16 protein-coding genes are annotated in these 18,883 nt (G+C 67.7%); 7 read left to right on the plus strand and 9 right to left on the minus strand.

Features of this window, described 5'->3' with window-relative positions; all coding sequences use genetic code 11:
* The first annotated feature begins 196 nt into the window (after positions 1 to 196).
* Complete coding sequence (locus GL279_RS00820; RefSeq protein WP_211371232.1) at positions 197 to 1,432, plus strand: THUMP domain-containing class I SAM-dependent RNA methyltransferase; 1,236 nt, start codon at positions 197 to 199, stop codon at positions 1,430 to 1,432.
* A gap of 29 nt (positions 1,433 to 1,461) precedes the next feature.
* Here GL279_RS00820 and GL279_RS00825 read toward each other — a convergent pair whose 3' ends face one another.
* Both GL279_RS00825 and ribA read right to left on the minus strand, forming a co-directional pair.
* Positions 1,462 to 1,998, minus strand: coding sequence for a L,D-transpeptidase family protein (locus GL279_RS00825; protein ID WP_155062700.1), 537 nt, complete (start codon positions 1,996 to 1,998; stop codon positions 1,462 to 1,464).
* Entirely contained in the window at positions 1,998 to 3,059 is a 1,062-nt protein-coding gene (gene ribA, locus GL279_RS00830) for a GTP cyclohydrolase II (RefSeq protein WP_155062701.1), read from the minus strand. The genes GL279_RS00825 and ribA overlap by 1 nt, the downstream gene beginning before the upstream one ends.
* Positions 3,060 to 3,192: 133 nt before the next feature.
* Here ribA and GL279_RS00835 point away from each other — a divergent pair, with 133 nt between their 5' ends.
* The 5 genes from GL279_RS00835 (at position 3,193) to GL279_RS00855 (ending at position 6,719) form a co-directional block, all read left to right on the plus strand.
* The gene (locus tag GL279_RS00835) at positions 3,193 to 3,879 is read left to right on the plus strand and encodes a response regulator transcription factor (RefSeq protein WP_155062702.1); all 687 of its coding nucleotides are present in this window, start codon (positions 3,193 to 3,195) and stop codon (positions 3,877 to 3,879) included.
* Between the two features lie 238 nt (positions 3,880 to 4,117).
* Complete coding sequence (locus GL279_RS00840; RefSeq protein ID WP_155062703.1) at positions 4,118 to 4,903, plus strand: exodeoxyribonuclease III; 786 nt, start codon at positions 4,118 to 4,120, stop codon at positions 4,901 to 4,903.
* Positions 4,904 to 4,969: 66 nt separating this feature from the next.
* Positions 4,970 to 5,878: a thioredoxin gene (gene trxA, locus GL279_RS00845; RefSeq protein ID WP_155062704.1), complete on the plus strand. Its 909-nt coding sequence runs from the start codon at positions 4,970 to 4,972 to the stop codon at positions 5,876 to 5,878.
* A gap of 2 nt (positions 5,879 to 5,880) precedes the next feature.
* Positions 5,881 to 6,522 (plus strand): LON peptidase substrate-binding domain-containing protein, encoded by a 642-nt coding sequence (locus GL279_RS00850; RefSeq protein ID WP_155062880.1) that lies wholly within the window; start codon positions 5,881 to 5,883, stop codon positions 6,520 to 6,522.
* Positions 6,519 to 6,719, plus strand: coding sequence for a Trm112 family protein (locus GL279_RS00855; RefSeq protein WP_155062705.1), 201 nt, complete (start codon positions 6,519 to 6,521; stop codon positions 6,717 to 6,719). Before GL279_RS00850 ends, GL279_RS00855 begins: the two co-directional genes overlap by 4 nt.
* An 18-nt stretch (positions 6,720 to 6,737) precedes the next feature.
* On the opposite strand, the gene argC is transcribed toward GL279_RS00855, so the two are convergent.
* The 7 genes from argC to GL279_RS00890 all read right to left on the minus strand — a co-directional run bounded on the left by argC (position 6,738) and on the right by GL279_RS00890 (position 18,620).
* Entirely contained in the window at positions 6,738 to 7,643 is a 906-nt protein-coding gene (argC, locus tag GL279_RS00860) for an N-acetyl-gamma-glutamyl-phosphate reductase (protein WP_155062706.1), read from the minus strand.
* A 147-nt stretch (positions 7,644 to 7,790) separates the two neighbouring features.
* Positions 7,791 to 8,135, minus strand: coding sequence for a DUF779 domain-containing protein (locus GL279_RS00865; protein ID WP_155062707.1), 345 nt, complete (start codon positions 8,133 to 8,135; stop codon positions 7,791 to 7,793).
* Complete coding sequence (gene adhP / locus GL279_RS00870) at positions 8,135 to 9,166, minus strand: alcohol dehydrogenase AdhP (RefSeq protein WP_155062708.1); 1,032 nt, start codon at positions 9,164 to 9,166, stop codon at positions 8,135 to 8,137. Before adhP ends, GL279_RS00865 begins: the two co-directional genes overlap by 1 nt.
* Before the next feature lie 84 nt (positions 9,167 to 9,250).
* Positions 9,251 to 10,777 carry an aldehyde dehydrogenase gene (adh, locus tag GL279_RS00875; protein ID WP_155062709.1) on the minus strand — a complete coding sequence of 509 codons (1,527 nt, stop codon included), beginning with the start codon at positions 10,775 to 10,777 and terminating at the stop codon, positions 9,251 to 9,253.
* Positions 10,778 to 10,883: 106 nt separating this feature from the next.
* Positions 10,884 to 11,855 carry a helix-turn-helix domain-containing protein gene (locus GL279_RS00880; RefSeq protein WP_155062710.1) on the minus strand — a complete coding sequence of 324 codons (972 nt, stop codon included), beginning with the start codon at positions 11,853 to 11,855 and terminating at the stop codon, positions 10,884 to 10,886.
* Positions 11,856 to 11,980: 125 nt separating this feature from the next.
* Positions 11,981 to 17,500, minus strand: coding sequence for an alpha-2-macroglobulin family protein (locus GL279_RS19535; RefSeq protein WP_155062711.1), 5,520 nt, complete (start codon positions 17,498 to 17,500; stop codon positions 11,981 to 11,983).
* Positions 17,501 to 17,561: 61 nt separating this feature from the next.
* Positions 17,562 to 18,620, minus strand: a complete 1,059-nt coding sequence (locus GL279_RS00890) for a quinoprotein relay system zinc metallohydrolase 2 (RefSeq protein WP_155062712.1) — start codon at positions 18,618 to 18,620, stop codon at positions 17,562 to 17,564.
* Between the two features lie 147 nt (positions 18,621 to 18,767).
* Here GL279_RS00890 and pqqA point away from each other — a divergent pair, with 147 nt between their 5' ends.
* Complete coding sequence (pqqA, locus tag GL279_RS00895; RefSeq protein ID WP_155062713.1) at positions 18,768 to 18,860, plus strand: pyrroloquinoline quinone precursor peptide PqqA; 93 nt, start codon at positions 18,768 to 18,770, stop codon at positions 18,858 to 18,860.
* Positions 18,861 to 18,883: the final 23 nt, after the last annotated feature.

Here is an 18,883-nt window from a genome sequence, read left to right on the forward strand (position 1 = left end):
TGCGTCATCTCCTGTCGTTGCAGTCCCCGCGCGCCGCGTCGGGCCGGGGGTCTGCCATCCCAGATAGGTGCCGGACTACCTGTGTAAAACGGCGATGATCGGGAATGATTGTCTCTGATACGGCGATAGTCGCGGCGCATTGCCTTCGCCCGGCCTCTGGCCCAAGATGCGGGCCCGAATTTCTTGCTGGATCGCCATGTCTCCCAAAGCCCAAGCTCCGCGACCCGTCCCCGCAGGCGAGGCCCGGCGCAAGCCCGCCCGCAGCCGGCAACCCGCGCCCGCCCAGCCCGCTCCGGCCGTCGAGCCCGCGCAGCTGGCCGCGGACCCGGCGCGGATGGAGATATTCCTTGTCGCCACGCCGGGGCTGGAACAGCTGCTTCTAGATGAGGCGCGGGCCCTGGGTTTTGACGCGCGCACCGAACCGGGCGGCGTGGTCTTTACTGGTGGCTGGCCCGATGTCTGGCGCGCCAATCTGATGATCCGGGGCGCGACCCGGGTGCTGGTCCGCATCGGCGCCTTTCGCGCCATGCATCCGGCGCAGCTGGACAAGCGGGCGCACCGTTTCCCATGGGCCGACTGGCTGCGCCCCGATGTGCCGCTGCGTATCGAGGCGACCAGCCGCAAATCGCGCATCTATCACGCCGGCGCCATCATCCAGCGCATCGAAAAGGCCATCACCGATACGCTGGGCGCGCCCATCGCCGATGATGCGCAACTGGTCCTGAAGGTCCGGATCGAGGATGACCTCTGCACCCTCAGCCTCGACAGCTCGGGCGAAAGCCTGCACAAGCGCGGCCACAAGCGGGCCGTGGGCAAGGCGCCGATGCGCGAAACCATGGCGGCGATGCTCCTGCACCAATGCGGCTTTGACGGCAGTGCCCCGGTGCTGGACCCGATGTGCGGCTCGGGCACCTTCGTCATCGAGGCGGCGGAAATCGCGCAGGGCCTTGTCCCCGGCCGGATGCGCAGCTTTGCCTTCGAGCTGCTGCCCAGCTTTGACGCGCAGGCCTGGTCGGCCCTGCGCGAGGCGCAGACGACTAAACCTGTGCCCGCGATCCGCTTCCATGGCAGCGACCGCGATCCCGGCGCCATCCGCATGAGCGGCGAAAACGCCCTGCGCGCCGGCGTGGCCGAACTGACCGAGTTTCAGGTCCTGCCGATCAGCGACATCACCCCGCCGCCCGGCCCCCCCGGTCTGGTCATAATCAACCCGCCCTATGGCGCCCGCATCGGCAACAAGGGCCCGCTGTTTGGCCTGCACGCCGCCATGGGCGAGGTGCTGCGCAGCCGTTTTTCCGGCTGGCGGGTCGGGCTGGTCACGTCCGAGGCGCAGCTGGCGCGCGCCACCGGCCTGCCCTTTGCCGAGCCGGGGCCACATGTCGCCCATGGTGGGCTGAAGATCCGGCTGTGGCTGACCGGCCCCCTGCCATAAGACAGGAGGAACGCCTTGCGCCGGCGGCGTCAGGCCCGATCATGCGCCGGGGCGGGGCGCGCGCGCCGGCCCGGCCAGCGTGGCAGATCGGGCACCACCAGTCCGGCACCGGGCCGAACGGTCGAGGCCAGCCAGATCAGATCGCGCCGCGCCATGGCGATGCAGCCGGCGGTCGGAAAACCGGGCCGGCGCCATTGGTGCAGAAAGATCGCCGAGCCGGCGCCGGGGCGGGCCTCGGGATAGTTCCAGTCGGTGACCAGGACGATGTCGTAAAGCGGATCGGCGCGGCGCATCGCCTCGTGGCTGGGGGCAAAGGGCGCGCGCACAGGATGGTTATAGGCCGGATCGCCCGAGGCGTCGCACCACAGATCGCCCGGCAGGATCGGCCGCGCCCAATCCGAGGGTGGCGCGATGCGGTCGGGTCGGTAAAGCAGCCCGACGATGCGGTGCCGCCCGATCGGGGTTGCGCCGTCGCCCTCGGCCTTGCTGCGCGTCAGCCCGCCGCGTCCGACTGAACAAGGCAGCAGGCGCCGGCCCACGCGCAGCCCCATCGGCGTCAGCACCATCACAGCAGATGCCCCGATTTCGCGGCCTTTACGTCCAGATAGCCGGTGTTATGGCGGTTGCGGGGCGTGATCAGCGGGACGCGCTTGGCCACGGTCAGGCCCTGACTTTCCAGCATGGCGACCTTTTTGGGGTTGTTGGTCATCAGCCGCACCGCATGGAAGCCCATCTCGCGCAGGATGCCGGCGCCGATGCGGAAATCGCGCTCGTCATCCTCGAAGCCCAGACGGTGGTTGGCCTCGACCGTATCAAATCCCTGACCTTGCAGGGCATAGGCGCGCATCTTGTTGGCCAGACCGATGCCGCGCCCCTCCTGGTTCAGATACAGCAGCACGCCTTCGCCTGCGCTGCCCATGGCGTTCAACGCCGCATGCAGTTGCGGGCCGCAATCGCATTTCAGGCTGCCCAGCACGTCGCCGGTGAAACAGGCCGAATGCAGCCGCGCCAGCACCGGCTTGTCGCGGGCCGGGGTGCCGATCTCGACCGCGTAATGCTCGGCCGCGCCATCGTCGGGACGAAAGATGTGCAGCCGGCTGTTTTCGGCGGCCAGCAGTGGCAGGCGCGCGGCGGCGACGGGGGCCAGCTGCGCCTCGGTCGCAAGCTGCGTCATCAGGGCCTCGGCTGGCAACTGCGTCAGCGCGGGGCTGGGCTGGTCGAGGGACACCATCAGCACGGCAGGCAGCAGCTCGGCCGATTTCGCCAGCGCGATGGCGGCGCGATGCGGCAGGGTGTCGCCGCCGCGCGCCAGCCGAAACGGGCCTTTCAACGGTGTCATCAGATCGCCTACCGGATCGGCCATGGCGCGCAGCCACGCCCGGTCGGCCTCCGGCGGCACAACGATCCGCGCCAGATCGCCGTCATAGACCATGGCCTTCAGCGTCTCGGCCCTCCAGCGCGTCAGAACCACCAGCGCCGGTCCCAGCGCCTGCATCTGCGACAGCCGGTCCTGCGATACGGTCTCGGCTGCGGCCACCAGCCAGCCGTCAATCACCACCGGCAGGCCCATGCGCAGGTCGGTGCGGGCGCGCGAGACGCTTTCGGTCAGGGTCGGGATCAGGGTCATGGCTCGGCCGGAATTGAAACAAATTGAAATATAGGGCGGATTTCCGACAACTCCATGTGAGAATTGCTGCAATGCGCTGGACGCCTGCCCGATGCACCCTCACCTTTCCGTCATAAAGCCAAAGGAGGCAAGAATGGCCGGACTGAAAAAGATCCTGTTGGTCGATGACGAGGAAGACCTGCGCGAGGCGCTGGCCGAACAACTGGTCGCCACCGAGGATTTCGAGGTGACCGAGGCCGGTAATGGCCATGATGCCATTGAACGGACGCGGGGTGCGATCTTTGATCTGGTGGTGCTGGACGTGGGCCTGCCCGATACCGACGGGCGCGAACTCTGCAAGAAGATGCGCAAACAGGGCGTGAAATGCCCGATCGTGATGCTGACGGGCCATGACACCGATGCTGACACCATCCTCGGCCTCGATTCCGGCGCCAACGACTATATCACCAAGCCGTTCAAGTTCCCGGTGCTGCTGGCCCGCCTGCGCGCCCAGCTGCGCACGCATGAACAGTCCGAGGACGCGATCTTCCAGCTTGGCCCCTATACGTTCAAGCCGGCGATGAAGATGCTGGTCGATCAGAAGGACCGCAAGATCCGCCTGACCGAAAAGGAAACCAACATCCTGAAGTTCCTCTATCGCGCGCAGGACGGCGTGGTGCCGCGCGACATTCTGCTGCACGAGGTCTGGGGCTATAACGCCGGCGTCACCACGCATACGCTGGAAACCCACATCTACCGCCTGCGCCAGAAGATCGAGCCCGATCCCTCGAACGTCCGCCTGCTGGTGACGGAATCGGGCGGCTATCGATTGGTCGCCTGAGCCGGGCGGCCCGGACGGCGGCGCGGAAAAAGGGGGACTTCGCGTCCCCCGCCCGCCTGCGGCGGACTCCCCCTGCGGGATATTTCTGCACGAAAGAAGGCGCGGCTATCTCCCGGTCCGCGCCTTTTCTTTCGTGGAGAAATATCCTCGGGGGTCCGGGGGCAGACAGCCCCCGGTCGGCGGTGGTGGACAAAGCCGGCCTTGCCTCCTAGGTTCCGGCCTGACCAAAGGAGCGCCCATGTTCACCCTCGCCACCTGGAACATCAACTCGGTTCGTCTGCGCGAAGCCCTTGTCGGCCGGCTGCTGACCGAGGAAATGCCCGATATCCTTTGCCTGCAGGAAACCAAGAGCCCGGTCGAGAAGATCCCGCTGGAGCTGTTTCGCAGCCTTGGTTACCAGCATATCGTGGCGCGCGGGCAAAAGGGCTACAATGGCGTGGCCATCCTCTCCAAGCTGCCGCTGGTCGATGCGGGCGATCGCGACTACGCGGGGCTGGGTCATGCCCGCCATGTCGCGGCGCGGCTGGAAAACGGGGTGACCATTCATAATTTCTACGTTCCGGCCGGCGGCGACATTCCCGATCGCGAGCAGAATGTGAAGTTCGGCCAGAAGCTGGATTTCCTGACCGAGATGCGCGACGCCTTTCATGCCGACAAGCCCGCCCGCTCGATCATGGTGGGCGATCTGAACATTGCCCCGCGCGAGGATGACGTCTGGAACCACAAGGCGCTGCTGAAGATCGTGAGCCACACTCCGATCGAGGTCGAGCATCTGGGCGCGGCGCAGGATGCAGGCGGCTGGGTCGACATCACCCGCCAGAACATCCCGGAAGGCCGGCTTTACAGCTGGTGGAGCTATCGTGCCAAGGACTGGGATGCGGCCGACAAAGGCCGTCGGCTGGACCATATCTGGGCCACACCCGACATCGCCAATGCCGGCCACGACAGTCGCATCCTGCGCCCGGTGCGCGGCTGGGAGCAACCCAGCGACCATGTGCCGGTTCTGGCAGCCTTCGACCTTTAGGCGAAACCTTGCAAGCGGGGCGGGGCTGCTCCATCTAGGGTGCAACACACCCGCATGAGGAAGACGATGCTGGAACTTGGCGCAACAACCGCAGATGCCTCTGCCGATCTGATCAAGGATGTGACCGAGGCGAATTTCATGGCCGAGGTGGTCGATGCCTCGATGACCGTCCCCGTGATCGTGGATTTCTGGGCGCCTTGGTGCGGCCCGTGCAAGACGCTGGGCCCGCAGCTGGAGGCCGAGGTCAAGCGCCACAAGGGTCGCGTCCGCATGGTCAAGGTCAATGTGGACGAGAACCAGATGATCGCCGGGCAGATGCGCGTGCAGTCGATCCCCACGGTCTATGCCTTTTTCCAGGGCCAGCCGGTCGACGGCTTTCAGGGTGCGGTGCCGCAAAGCCAGATCAAGCAGTTCGTCGAAAAGCTCGCAGCGATGTCGGGTGAGGACGGCGGGCTGGCTGAGGCGCTGGATGCCGCCGAAGCCATGTTGACCGAGGGTGCGGCCGAGGATGCCGCCGAGACCTTCGCCGCCATTATCGAGGAAGAGCCCGAGAACGCCGTGGCCTGGGGCGGGCTGGTGCGTGCGCTGCTGGCGCTGCCGGATCTGGACCGGGCCGAGGCCGAGCTGGGCCGCGTGCCCGCAGCCATCGCCAATGCCGCCCCGGTCGAGGCCGCGCGCGCGCAGTTGCATCTGGCGCGGCAGGCGGCCTCTGCCGGTCCGCTGGACGATCTGCGCGCCCGGGTCGAGGCCGATCCGGCCGATCAGCAGGCGCGCTTTGACTATGCGACCGCGCTGCATGCCGGCGGAGAGGTCGAGGCGGCCATTGACCAGCTGCTTGAGGCGTTTCGCCGCGACCGCGAATGGAACGATGGCGCGGCCAAGGCGCAGCTCATCACCATCTTTGATGCGCTGAAGCCGACCGACCTGATCGCGCAAAAGGGTCGCCGCAAGCTGTCGTCGCTGATCTTTTCCTGATGATGGCCCGCACGGTCGATCTGCCGGACTCGCTGCCGCTGTTTCCGCTGGCCGGCGCGGTGCTGATGCCGCGCATGCGCTTGCCGTTGCAGATCTTCGAGCCGCGCTATCTGCAGATGGTCGAGGATGCACTGCGCACTCCCGAGCGTTTGATCGCGATGATCCAGCCCGCCGAGAACAGCCACAACGGTCTGGCGCAGATCGGCTGCGCCGGGCGCATCGTGTCCTTCACCGAGCTGGAAGACCACCGCATGATGATCGCGCTGCGGGCGGTGTCGCGTTTTCGTCTGGTTGAGGCCGAGGAATCCTTTGCCCCCTATCTGCGTGGCCGGGCCGACTGGCAGGGCTATGCCAGCGATCTGGGCCCGCGCCCCGAAACGGTGGGCGAGGGCTATGACCGGCGCGAGATGATCTCGCGGCTGGCGCGCTATGCCGAGCGGCGCGGCCTGACCACCGACTGGAACGCGGCCGAGACCTCGGATGACGAGATGCTGGTCAACTCGCTGTCGATGCTGTTGCCCTTTGCCCCCGAGGAAAAGCAGGCGCTGCTGGAATGTCCCACGCTTGACGCGCGCCGGCAGTTGCTGGATGGGCTGCTGGAATACGCCCTGCGCGGCGGCAATGATGAGGAGACAATCCAATGAGCGACACCCCGGCTGCCGAACGCGGCTTTGATCGCCACATGCTCGAGGCGCTGGTCTGCCCGGTGACGCATGGCACGCTGCGCTATGACGCGGCGCGTCAGGAGCTGGTGTCCGAGGCCGCCGGGCTGGCCTTTCCGATCCATGACGGTATTCCGATCATGCTGATCGACGAGGCGCGCCAGATCAAGGCGGACTGATCCCCGAGGGGAGGGGCCTTACAGCCCCGTCCCCTCATCGCTGCCCAGCATGATGTTGAGGTTTTGCACCGCCGCGCCCGACGCCCCCTTGCCGAGGTTGTCGAGTACCGCGACCAGAACTGCACAGCCGTTCTCGGCATCGCCATGCACCGAAAGTTCCAGCCGGTTCGAGTTGTTGAGCTTGGTCGGCACCACGCGGGCCTCGGGGTCGATCACGGTGACGAAGTCCTGCCCGGCGTAGTGCTGCACCAGTGCGTCATGCAGCGCGCCGAGGCTGCGGCTGGCGTTCAGATGCAGGGGCACCTGCACCGCCATGCCTTGCGCGAAATTCCCGACCGAGGGCGCAAAGACCGGACGCGCGGCAAGGCCCGCATATTTCACGATCTCGGGCAGGTGCTTGTGCTTTTGCGCCAGCGCATAGACGAAGGCCGCGGGCGCCTCGCCGCGTTCGTATTCGCCGATCAGCTCTTTGCCGCCGCCGCTATAGCCCGAGATGGCGTTGATCGACAAAGCCTCGTCAGCGGCGATCAGCCCGGCCTTGACCAGCGGCGCGAGGATGGCGATGGCGCCGGTCGCATAGCAGCCGGGGTTCGAGACATATTGCGCCGTCGCAATCGCCTGCCGCGCGTCCGGGGTCAGCTCGGCAAAGCCGTAGACCCAATCGGGCGCCACGCGATGCGCGGTCGAGGCGTCGATGAAGCGCGTGTCCAGCCCTTGCGCCAGCGCCACGGATTCCTTGGCTGCGGCATCGGGCAGGCACAGGATGGCCACATCGGCGCTGGCATAGGCCTCGCGCCGGGCATCGGCATCCTTGCGGCGGGCCGCATCGATCTGGATCAGCTCGATGTCGGTGCGTCCCAGCAGACGGTCGCGGATCTGCAATCCGGTGGTGCCTGCTTCGCCGTCGATGAATACCTTTGCCATGATGGACCTCTTGTCTTTGCCGGTCCTAGGTAGCGTGCAAGGCCCCGGCAAACAACGCCCCGTGTGTCCGGTCACGAAAACTTCGTAAAACAGGGGGGCGCGGGCGCGCATGGGGTGGGAGGACGGCGCGCCCGCGCCGAAATCAGATCAGATCTGGCAGAGATCCGACCTGACGAGGAAACGCTTCTCGCGGCCATTGTCGAGGCTGAACATGCCGCCGCGTCCCGCGACCACGTCGATGGTCAGCCGGGTGTGTTTCCAGGTCTCGTATTGGCTGGCCGAGATATAGAACGGCATGCCGCCGATCTCGCCCAGCTTGATGTCGCGTTCGCTGATGCGGAAATCGCCCTGCGCATAGCACATCGGCGAAGAGCCGTCACAGCAGCCGCCCGACTGATGAAACAGGACCGGGCCATGATCGATGACGATCTCGGCCAGCAGCGCAAGCGCGGCGGGCGTGGCTTCGACCTGATCCAGCGGGCGGCTTTCCATCAGGCCATGTCCAGAACCATGCGGCCTTCGATCTGGCCCTTGTGCATTTTGGCGAAGATGTCGTTGATATCTTCGATCTTGCCGGTCTGGATGGTGGCCTTGACCTTGCCTTGGGCGGCGAAATCGATGGATTCCTGCAGGTCCAGCCGGGTGCCGACGATCGAGCCGCGCACGGTGATGCCGTTGAGCACCATGCCGAAGATGTCCAGCGGGAAGTCCCCCGGCGGCAGCCCGTTCAGCGCCACGGTGCCGCCACGCGCCACCATGCCGATCGCCTGCTCAAAGGCCTTGCGGCCAACAGCGGTGACCAGCGCGCCCTGCGCGCCGCCATCGGTTTCGCGCTTGATCGTGCCGGCCGGATCGGGGTCGGTCATCGCGTTCACGGTCAGCGTCGCGCCCAGCTTGCGGGCCAGCGCCAGCTTTTCATCGTCGATGTCGACGGCGGCCACATTCATGCCCATGGCCTTGGCATATTGCACGGCCATATGGCCCAGACCGCCGATGCCCGAGATCACCACCCAGTCGCCGGGCTTGGTGTCGGTGACCTTGAGGCCCTTGTAGACCGTCACGCCTGCACACAGCACCGGGGCGATTTCCAGAAAGTCGATGTTCTTGGGCAGATGGCCCACGTAATTCGGATCGGCGACCACGTAATCGGCAAAGCCGCCGTTCACGGAATAGCCGGTGTTCTGCTGGCTTTCGCACAGGGTTTCCCAACCGCCAAGACAATGGCGGCAGTAACCGCAGGCGGTGTAAAGCCACGGCACGCCAACGCGGTCGCCCTCTTTGACATGTTTGACGCCGGCGCCCACCGCCGAGACAAAGCCCACGCCCTCATGGCCGGGGATAAAGGGGGGATTGGGTTTCACCGGCCAGTCGCCTTCGGCGGCGTGCAGGTCGGTGTGGCAGACGCCCGAGGCCTTGATGGCCACCTGGATCATGCCGGGGCCGGGTTCGGGGATCGGAACCTCGTCGATGCTGAGCGGCTTGCCGAATTCCCGCACCACGGCGGCTTTCATCGTCTTGGCCATAGGGGCCTCCTTTGTTGTTCCTGAGGGGGGCTCAAGAACACCCGGGCGCGGCGGTGCCGCACCCGAGGTTCAGTCGTCATGCGATCAGAAGAAGCCCAGTTTCTTGGGCGAGTAGCTGACCAGCATGTTCTTGGTCTGCTGGTAGTGGTCCAGCATCATCTTGTGGGTTTCGCGGCCGATGCCCGACTGCTTGTACCCGCCGAAGGCCGCATGGGCCGGATAGGCGTGGTAGCAGTTGGTCCAGACGCGGCCGGCCTTGATGTTGCGGCCCATGCGGTAGCAGGTATTGGCATCGCGCGACCACACGCCCGAGCCGAGGCCGTAAAGCGTGTCATTGGCGATGGCCAGCGCGTCGGCCTCGTCCTTGAAGGTAGTCACCGAGACGACCGGGCCAAAGATTTCCTCTTGGAAAATCCGCATCTTGTTATGGCCGCGGAAGATGGTCGGCTGGATGTAGAACCCGTTCGACAGCTCGCCGCCCAGATCGGCCGCACCGCCGCCGGTCAGCACCTCCGCGCCCTCCTTGCGGCCGATGTCGAGGTAGGACAGGATCTTTTCCTTTTGCTCGCTGGACGCCTGCGCGCCGATCATGGTGGCGGCATCGCGCGGGTCGCCCTGCTTGATCGCCTGCACGCGTTTCACCGCACGCTCCATGAAGCGGTCATAGATCGATTCCTGGATCAGCACGCGCGACGGGCAGGTGCAGACCTCGCCCTGGTTCAGCGCGAACATCGCGAAACCTTCCAGCGCCTTGTCGAAGAAATCGTCATCCTCGCGCGCCACATCGGCAAAGAAGATGTTGGGCGACTTGCCGCCCAGTTCCAGCGTGACCGGGATCAGGTTCTCGGCGGCATATTGCATGATCAGCCGGCCGGTCGAGGTCTCGCCGGTAAAGGCGATCTTGGCGATGCGCGGGTTCGAGGCCAGCGGCTTGCCGGCTTCAAGGCCAAAGCCGTTGACGATGTTCAGCACGCCCGGCGGCAGCAGGTCGCCGATCAGGCTGATCCAGACCATGATGCTGGCCGGGGTCTGTTCGGCGGGCTTGATGACGATGCAGTTGCCGGCGGCCAGTGCGGGCGCCAGTTTCCAGCAGGCCATCAGCAGCGGAAAGTTCCACGGGATGATCTGGCCGACGACGCCCAGCGGCTCGTGGAAGTGATAGGCGATGGTTTCCGAATCGATTTCCGACAGCGTGCCTTCCTGGCTGCGCAGGACGCCGGCGAAATAGCGGAAATGGTCGATGGCCAGCGGCACGTCGGCGGCCATGGTCTCGCGGATCGGCTTGCCGTTGTCCCAGGTCTCGGCGGTGGCGAGCAGTTCAAGGTTCGCCTCCATGCGGTCGGCGATCTTGAGCAGGATGTTGCTGCGTTCGGCCGGCGCGGTATGGCCCCATTTGTCCTTGGCGGCGTGGGCGGCGTCCAGCGCCAGTTCGACATCTTCGGCGCTGGAGCGCGCGATCTCGCCGATTTCGGCGCCGGTGATCGGGGTGGTGTTGGTGAAATACCTGCCGGCTTTCGGTGCCACCCAATCGCCGCCGATATAGTTGTCATAGCGCTTGGCGAAAGGCATGACGGTCACGCCCTTGAAGTCATGCGTCTGGTCGTTCGGCATGGTCAATCCTCCTGTCAGACCGGCTCCTCCTGCCGGTTCGTCCTCAAGGTGGCGTCCCCTGCTTCGCAAATCAACGCGCTGCTTTCGCCGCAGCGCGGAATGTGTTTCACCCCCGAGACAGTCGCCCGGGGTTTTCAGAAATACCCAAACGTTGCATCCGGCGATATAAAGTTGCGCGGCCCACCCCAAGAGCGCGGGCGGCCGCCGAGACATTGCCCTCGGCCCGGGCTAGGGCGCGAATCACCGCCGCGCGCTCGGCCTTTTCAAAACCGGTGGCGTCGTCGTCGCGGCCCAGCAGGTCCGAGGCCGGGCGCGGGCGCAGCTGGCCTTCCTTTTCCAGACCAAAGGCGCGGCGGGCGGCGCGGTTGGCGCCGATGGCCAGATCGTCCTTGTCCACGGCCAGCAGCAGGGCGCTGTCCTCGGCGCCCTCGACGGTGGCGGTGACGATGCGGGCGCCGGGAAAGCTGGCGCGGAAATAGGCCGCCTCGATCTGGCGGGCGCTTTGCGCGACCTGCGCCGCGATCAGCCCGTTCCAGCGTTCGGTGTGATCGGCCCGCGCCGAGCTGACATCCAGCGCCGCGATCAGCCGCCCGTCCGGGCCCCAGATCGGCGCGTCCATGCACGACAGCCCGGTGTTGCGCGAATAGAAATGCTCGTCGCGGTGGATGGTGACCTGCCGCCCCTCGGCAAGGCAGGTGCCGATGCCATTGGTGCCCTCGGCCTGTTCGGACCAGTCGGTGCCGGCCCAGAGGCCCCAGTTGCGAAAGGTCTCGGCATCGGCGGCATTGACGCGCTGTTCCAGCACGATGCCGGCGGCATCGGTCATCAGCACATTGCAGCCGGTCGGACAGACCAGCTGGAACAGCTGGTCCAGCTGTGGCCGGGCGATGGCGACGAACTGGCCCAGACGCTCGCGCCGGTCGATCAGCTCGCGCTCCATCAGCCGGCGCAGCTTGGGCGGGCGGGCCGGGTCAAGGCCATGCTTGACCATCGACCGGCGCCAGCTGGCGGCCAGCCGGGTCACTGCCGCCGGCGATTGCGACGCCTGCGCGACCCTGTCTTCGTGACGTTCGGGCAAGGTCTCCTCCCTCCCTGGTCGTTGCCGGGATTATTGCGCGGGCGTCCCCTTGGGACAAGCCTTGCTTTCCGCTGACAGAAACCCCGGCCGTTTCCGGCCGGGGCGGGGGGATTGGCCGGCGGGCGTCAGGGCGTGACCGAGACGGCGGCGCCGGCAGTCCAGGCCCGGTAATTCGGGCGATACATGTCCTCGACGCTGGCCGAGGGCTGGCGGAATTGCCCCGGCGTCACCGCCCGCGCGATATAGGCCAGACTGAACGGCTCGGCCGAGGTCCAAGTCAGCGCGGCGGCAAAGCGGTTGGCACGGAACTCGGTCATCTCGGCCTGGGTCTGGCCGTCCAGCCAGTCCAGCGCCGCGATATCGCCGGCCCGCAGCAGGTTGGGGTTGTCGATTTCCCACCCGGCCGGCAGCGGATCCGAGACCAGCAGCCGCCCGCCGCCTTCGGCTTGCGGCGTGATCTTGATCTGCACGACGATGCGGGTGCCCTGCGGCAGGCTGGCCGGGTCGAGCGGCTTGCCGTCGATGCCGAAATAGGACCGGCTGATGGTATAGCCGCGCCCGCCGGCCCGCGCCTCGGGCTGCGCCGGCTTGCCGGTGGCGGTCAGCGTGACCTCCAGCGGCTTGTTGCCGGTATTGGCAAGGCTTGCCTCTGCCGGCAGTTCGGCGACCGGCCGGGTCAGCGCCACGCCGTTCAGGGTGACGGGCGGAACATCATGCGACAGCGCCTGCGCCGCCAGCACCGTCCAGACCGATTCCTGGGTCGAGGGCGTGCCGCCGGTCTCTTGCATCTTGGCGATGCGATCGGCCAGCTGCGAGGTCAGCGTGGTCTGGTCCACGACCTCGCTGCGCGCCTCGGCGGTCAGCGCCAGAAGTGCCAGCCCGTCGCGCAGGCGGGTGCCGTAATCGGCGCGGAACGCCTGCGGCTCGGGCGCGCCAAGGTTGAGCAGGTTGCGCGCCTGCGTGAACATGCTGTCGGCGCGCTGCTGATCGCCATAAGAGGCCAGCGCCGCGCCCAGATCGGCCGCCGCCATCGGCGTCGAGAAGGCCGCCGCCGCCGTATCGGCGTAATAGCGCAGATCGCCCACGGTCGCGGCCCGTTCGCGCGCCAGCACCGCCAGCGCATAGGCCAGCGCGGCATTGTCGTCGGGCGTGGCCGCCTGCGGCTCGGTCGCGTAATTGGCGCGGTTGCGCAGGTTGTCGATGGCCTGACGGAAGGCGGTGTCGGGCACCTGATAGCCGGCCACGCGGGCGCGCGACAGGAAATCGGTGACATAGGCCTCCAGCCACAGATCGCCTGAATCAGCCGACCACAGGCCAAAGCCGCCATTGCTGCCCTGCCGGGTCAGGATCTGGGTGATGGCCTTTTGCACCTGTTCGCGGCTGTCGCCGGCATCGGCCCCCGCCAGCGCCGCCAGTTCGGGCAGATACAGCAGCGGCATCGCCCCCGAGGTCAGCTGCTCGGTGCAGCCATAGGGATAGCGCGCCAGCCGGGCCAGTGTCCCGGCCACGTCCAGCCGCGCATAGGCCCCCAGCGAGGCGGTCAGCGCCGCCCCCGGCACCAGCCCCGCCGTCAGTTCCGGCGGCAGGGTCATGCTTTGGCCCGGCGCGATCTCCAGCCGGTCCTGACGCTGGACATCGGCTTCATTCAGCGCGACCGGGATGGTGATGTCCTTGGTCAGATCGCTGCCATCGGGCGTGCTCAGCGTCAGGCGCAGCCGGGCCAGCCCTTCGGTGGCGCCGGCGCTGACCGGCATCTGCAGCCGCGCCTCGCCATGTTCGGCCAGGGTGACGCTGTCCTGCGGCAGTCGGGTCGTCAGCGGCGCATCGCCGCCGGTCTGGGCCACGGCCAGCCGCATCTCGCCCGCCGGACCCGAGGCATGGGTCAGGCGCAGCCCGACCTCGGCCTGATCACCCGGCGCAAGGAAGGCCGGCGCGGTCACGGTCAGTACCACCGGATCGCGCACCAGCACGCTGGCATCGGCCTGACCGACCGCCTTGGCCGACCAGACCACGGCCATCAGCCGCAGCTCGCCGTTGAAATCGCCGACCGGCACCTCGACGGTCGCGGTGCCATCCGCGCCAAGGGTCACCGCGCCCGAGAACCAGCTCATCAGCTTTTCGGTGGGGGGCGGCGCTTCGGTGTTCGATTGCATGGCATCGCCGCCCTCGCGCAGCGCGCCATCGGGGGCGCCGGTGGACAGGATCAGCCGGCCATAAAGATCGCGCAGCCCGACGCCCAGACGGCGCTGGCCGAAGTAATGATCCGACGGGTTCGGCGGCTGGAAGCCGGTCAGGTTCAGGATGCCCTGATCGACGGCGGCGATGGTGGCCTGCACCGTCTCGCCCGCAGCGGCCCCTTCGACCTTCAGCTTGACCGGCACCATGCCGCGCGGGCGCACCTCGGCCGGGGCCTCGATGCTGGCCGCGAGCTTGCGGTCGCCGGGATCAACGGCGGCATGGGCCAGACCCAGCGCGCGCACCGGCGTCCGGGCATCCGCCTTGGCCTCGCCCAAGGGGCGGATGGCCGAGACCGTGACATAGACGCCCGCGCCCCAGTCATCGGTGACGGGCAGGTCGATGCGGTTCTCGCCGGCTTTCAGCGCCACGGCCTGCATGGAAACGACGCGGTTCGACAGAACCGAGACCAGACCCACGCCGTCGCTTGCGGCCTCGACCCGGACATGGGCGGTGTCGCCGCTGCGATAGGCGGGCTTGTCCAGCGTCACCTGCAGCCGGTCCGGCGTCGGCGAGGCGGCGTCCGCCACCGCGCCCCAGCCGGCGTAGAACTGGACCGAAGCCGTGCCCCCCTGACCCGAGGTCGGTTCGACGACCAGCTCATACTGGCCCCAATCGACGTTGGCCGCGATCTCGGCCGGGGTCTGCCCCGGCTCAGCGACGCCCTCGGCCACGCGCGAGCGCGAGGTCACCGCCTCCCAGTTCCATTGCCCGCCCAGCGAATACCATTGGTAATCGGTGTCGATGCGGTTCAGCACCCAGCGCAGCGGCGCGGCCACCGGCTTCAGATCCGGGCCGATGGCGACCAGCGCAAAACGCGCCTCCGCGTTCTCGGCCACGATCCCGTCCTGAAACAGCGGCTTGATGCCGGGCACCGGGGCTGCGGGCATCACGAGGCGGCTTTCGCTGCGCTCGACCGGGCGGCCGGCACCCTCGCGGATGTCCAGAACCACCTCGGCGTTGAACGGGCGCGGGCCCAGCTCATTGGCGGGGGGCAGGGTGATGCGGGCGCTGTAATTGCCCGCGGCATCGGTGGTGCCGGCGGGCAGGCTGTTAACGACCGGCGCGGTCGGGTCGTCCTCGGCGCCAAAGACAAAGCCGTCATAGCCCGCAAGGCTGCGCGTCGGCGCCAGCCGCAGCATCCCCTCGACCGGCAGGTTCGCCGCCGGCGCCCCAAAAAGCCAATGCGCGGCCAGCGTCAGATCCAGCCCGGCGCCGGCCTTGGCCGGGCCCTCGGGCAGCTTCGGGGTAAAGTCGATGCGCTCGGGCAGGAAATCCTCGACCAGCAGGCGCTGGGTGGCCAGCGCCGGGCCATCGGCCTCGGCCCGCAGTTCCAGCTTCCATGTGCCGCGGGGCGCATTGCCGGGGATCGCCCAGGACAGGGTCGCCCCACCGGCATTGGCCGGGGTCGGCGCCAGCCGCGCCGCCTCGACGCCATCGGGGCGCAGGATCACGGCGGTCAGCGGCAGGTTTTCCAGCGCCCGGGTTTCGGGATTGCGGGCCAGCAGGGTGGCGTTCACCGTCTCGCCGACGCGATAGGCGCCGCGATCGGTGGTCAGGAAGATGTCGATCGGCGGGGCAGGGGGCTGGCCCTCGACGCCGCGATCGGACAGGTCGAATTCGGGATCGGTCAGCGACAGGAAGGCCATGTCGCGCGGCGCGCGGTCGGCGCCCTCGCCCTGCCAGTCGGTCACCGTCACCATGGCCGGCGCGGCGCCGTCCTTGCCAAGCGCGAGACCCGGCGCGAAATGCGCCACGCCCTGCGCATCGGTTGCGGCGCGGGCCAGCACTTCGTTCGAGCGGCTGACCAGCGCCACCTCGGCGCCCACCTTGGCCGAGGCATCGCGCAGGCTGCGCACTGCCACCGTCAGCCCGTCGCTGCCCGAATAGGTCGAGATGCCGAAATCCGAGATGACGAACCATTGCGCCGCCAGCCCGTCATCCGAGGCGTTCTGCCCGCTGACGCCGGCCTCGACGATATAGATGCCGGGCTCCAGCGGGCCGGCCTTGGCCGGGATGGCAAGGCTGGTGGTCAGCTCCTGATTCTGGCTGTCGCGGCCCACGGGCTTGGCGACCTCGGCCGAGCCCTTCCAGATTTCGCGCGCCATGCTGTCGCTGAAATAGCTGGCGCGCCAGCTGTCCAGGGGCGTCGCGAACATGTCCTCGGACATGGCGCGGATCAGGTTGCGGTCCGAGATCTTCAGCAGCGTCAGGTCCACCCGGTCGGTGTTGACCGTGACCATCGACAGCCGCTGATCGCCCGAGGCGGGCAGCACATAGGCCCGGCCCGGAAAGCGCACCGAGGGCGCGCGGTCGCGGACATAGCCCCTGAGCGTCACATCGCGGGCCAGCAGCTCGCCATCGCCGGCGGGCAGGCCAGCGCGCAGGGTGATCTGCACGTTCTGGCCATGGCTGAGGCCGGCGACGCAGAGCCGGTTGCCCTCGGCCTCGACGGTCAGGTCGCCCTGCGGCAGGCGCAGGAAGGGGGCATAGTCGCGACCCTTGGCCAGATCGCGCGACATCACGGCGCAAAAGCGCGGCAGGCGGCCATCCGATTCGACCTGGTTTTCGGTGACGCGCAGCCCGTTGCGGGCCTGCGATTCCTCAAGCGCGGTGGCGATCTCGGCATCATTCGGCGCAAGTTTCGCGGCCAGCCGCAGCGCCGCCAGCGCGTCATTGCCACGGTTCAGCCGTTCATCGGCCATGGCCAGCCAAGACAGCGCCTTGGCTGCCACGGCGTCATTGGCGGCGCGCAGATAGCCATTGGCCGCCATCGAGGCGATGGCCGAAGCGCTGTCGCTGTCATTGGCATCATTGGTGTAAAGCGTCAGCCGCGCGAAATTGGTCCAGTCCTCGGCGCGGTCCTCTTGCGCCACGGCCTGCGCCATCAGTCTGGCGGCCTGTGCCAGATCGCCGCGCGATTCGGCGGCACCAGCCTCGGCCAGCGAATCGGGCAGGGTCGGCGGGTTCATCGCCGCGAGGCCACGCGCCTGCGCGGTCGCGGCGCGCAGATCATCGGCCGACAGGAAGGCGGCTGCGGCCGCCGCGCGCCTGCTGGCCAGCGCCTGCGCATCGGCAGCGGTGTCTATCACCTGACCAGCCAGCGCCCCGGCAAAGCCCGAGGCCGCCCCGGCATCGCCGCCCTTGGGGAAACAGGCGCGCGCGTTCTGGTTATAGGTCAGCGCCTGACAGCTGTTGTCGGCCAGACAGGCTTGCACGCAGGCTTGCAGCGTGGTGTCAAAGATCTTGCCGATGTCGCCACCCGGCAGGTCGGTGTCGGCCAGCAGATGCACGCGTCGCTCGGGCAGGGGCGAATCGGGCAGTGCCGATTGGGCATGTGCCGGCGCGATGGCCAGCGCCAGAGCCGTGCCCAGCACGGCCGGCATGATCCGGGACAAAATTGCGGCCATCGTTGCTCTCCCCATGCGTGCGGGGCGACTTTGGCATTCGACGCGGCGGCAGGCAATGTGCCTATTCCCATTCCAGTTGCGAATAGGCGGTCGCGGCGTTGCGCGCGGTGGTGGCGTCGAAATCGGCCCAGCCCTCGGAATAGGGCTGCATCATCGCGGTGATGGCGGGAATGGCGCGCGACAGCGCCATGCCGCCCCGGATCGCGCGCTGCGTGGCATCGCGCAGCCCGGTCAGATAGGTCTGTTCGGGCGTGACGGCATCGGCCCAGATCTCGGTGACCGGACCATGGCCGGGCACGATCAGGCTGGGCACGGGCTGGGGCGGGCCGGCCCGGGTCCAGTCGAGCCAGCCGTCCAGCCTGCCGTCCAGAGATGGTGTCAGCCCGCGAAAGACCAGATCGCCGGCAAAGAACACCCCGCTGCGGCTGTCCTGCACCGTCAGGTCGTTGTCGGTATGCGCCGAGGGCACCGGCACCAGTTGCAGCTGCGTCGGTCCCAGCGCGATGGTCGCCGGCGCCGCAACCAGCCGGTCGGGCGCCACGACGCGGGTGCCGGCAAAGGCGGGGCGCCCGATCTGCGCCGGGATCGACACCATCCAGGCATCGGCGCGCCGGGCCAGCGCCTCGGGCAGGCGGGCATTGGCGGTGATGGTGGCGCCGGCCTCGGAAAACACCTCGGCGCCCAGAATGTGATCGGGGTGCATGTGGGTCAGGATCAGATGGCTGATCGGGCGGTCAGTGACGCGACGGATGGCGGCATAAAGCGCCTCGCCCTCGGCCTGGCTGCCACCGGCGTCGATGACCGCCACCGTATCGCCGATGACAAAGGCCAGATTGGCGATGCGGCCGCGATTGCCGGGCGAGATCTGGTCCATCACGCCCTGATGGAAATAGACGTCATCGGCGATCTCGGTCACGTTCAGCGCCGGCAGGGCGCCGGTCGGCACGCAATGGCCCTCGCGGGCGCGCAGGTCGGGGTGGCGGGCGATCCAGTCGCGGGCGATCGGCTCGGCCCGGGCCTCGCATCCGGCGGCATCGGGGGCGTCGCCCGCAGGCAGCAGACGTGGCGCGCAATCATCGGGCGCGGCGGCCAGACAGGCCGTCAGGATCAGGTGAAACATCCCGGACCTCGTGGGCTGGCAGGCGATCCTAGCTTGGCTTCCGGGCGAAACCACCTAAGACCTTTTGGCGGTTGACTGGTCATGGCGTCGGCATACCATCGCAATCTGGCTGCATCCAGCGGCCCCATTGCAGAGGAGGAGATACGCATGGCCTGGACAAAACCCGCGCTGAAGGAAATTGCCTGCGGCATGGAGATCAACATGTATGCCCCGGCTGACGACGAGCCGGTGCTGTTCTGATCCGTCGAACGGCATGATGCGAA

This window comes from Paracoccus limosus, from assembly GCF_009711185.1.
Lineage (GTDB): Bacteria > Pseudomonadota > Alphaproteobacteria > Rhodobacterales > Rhodobacteraceae > Paracoccus > Paracoccus limosus.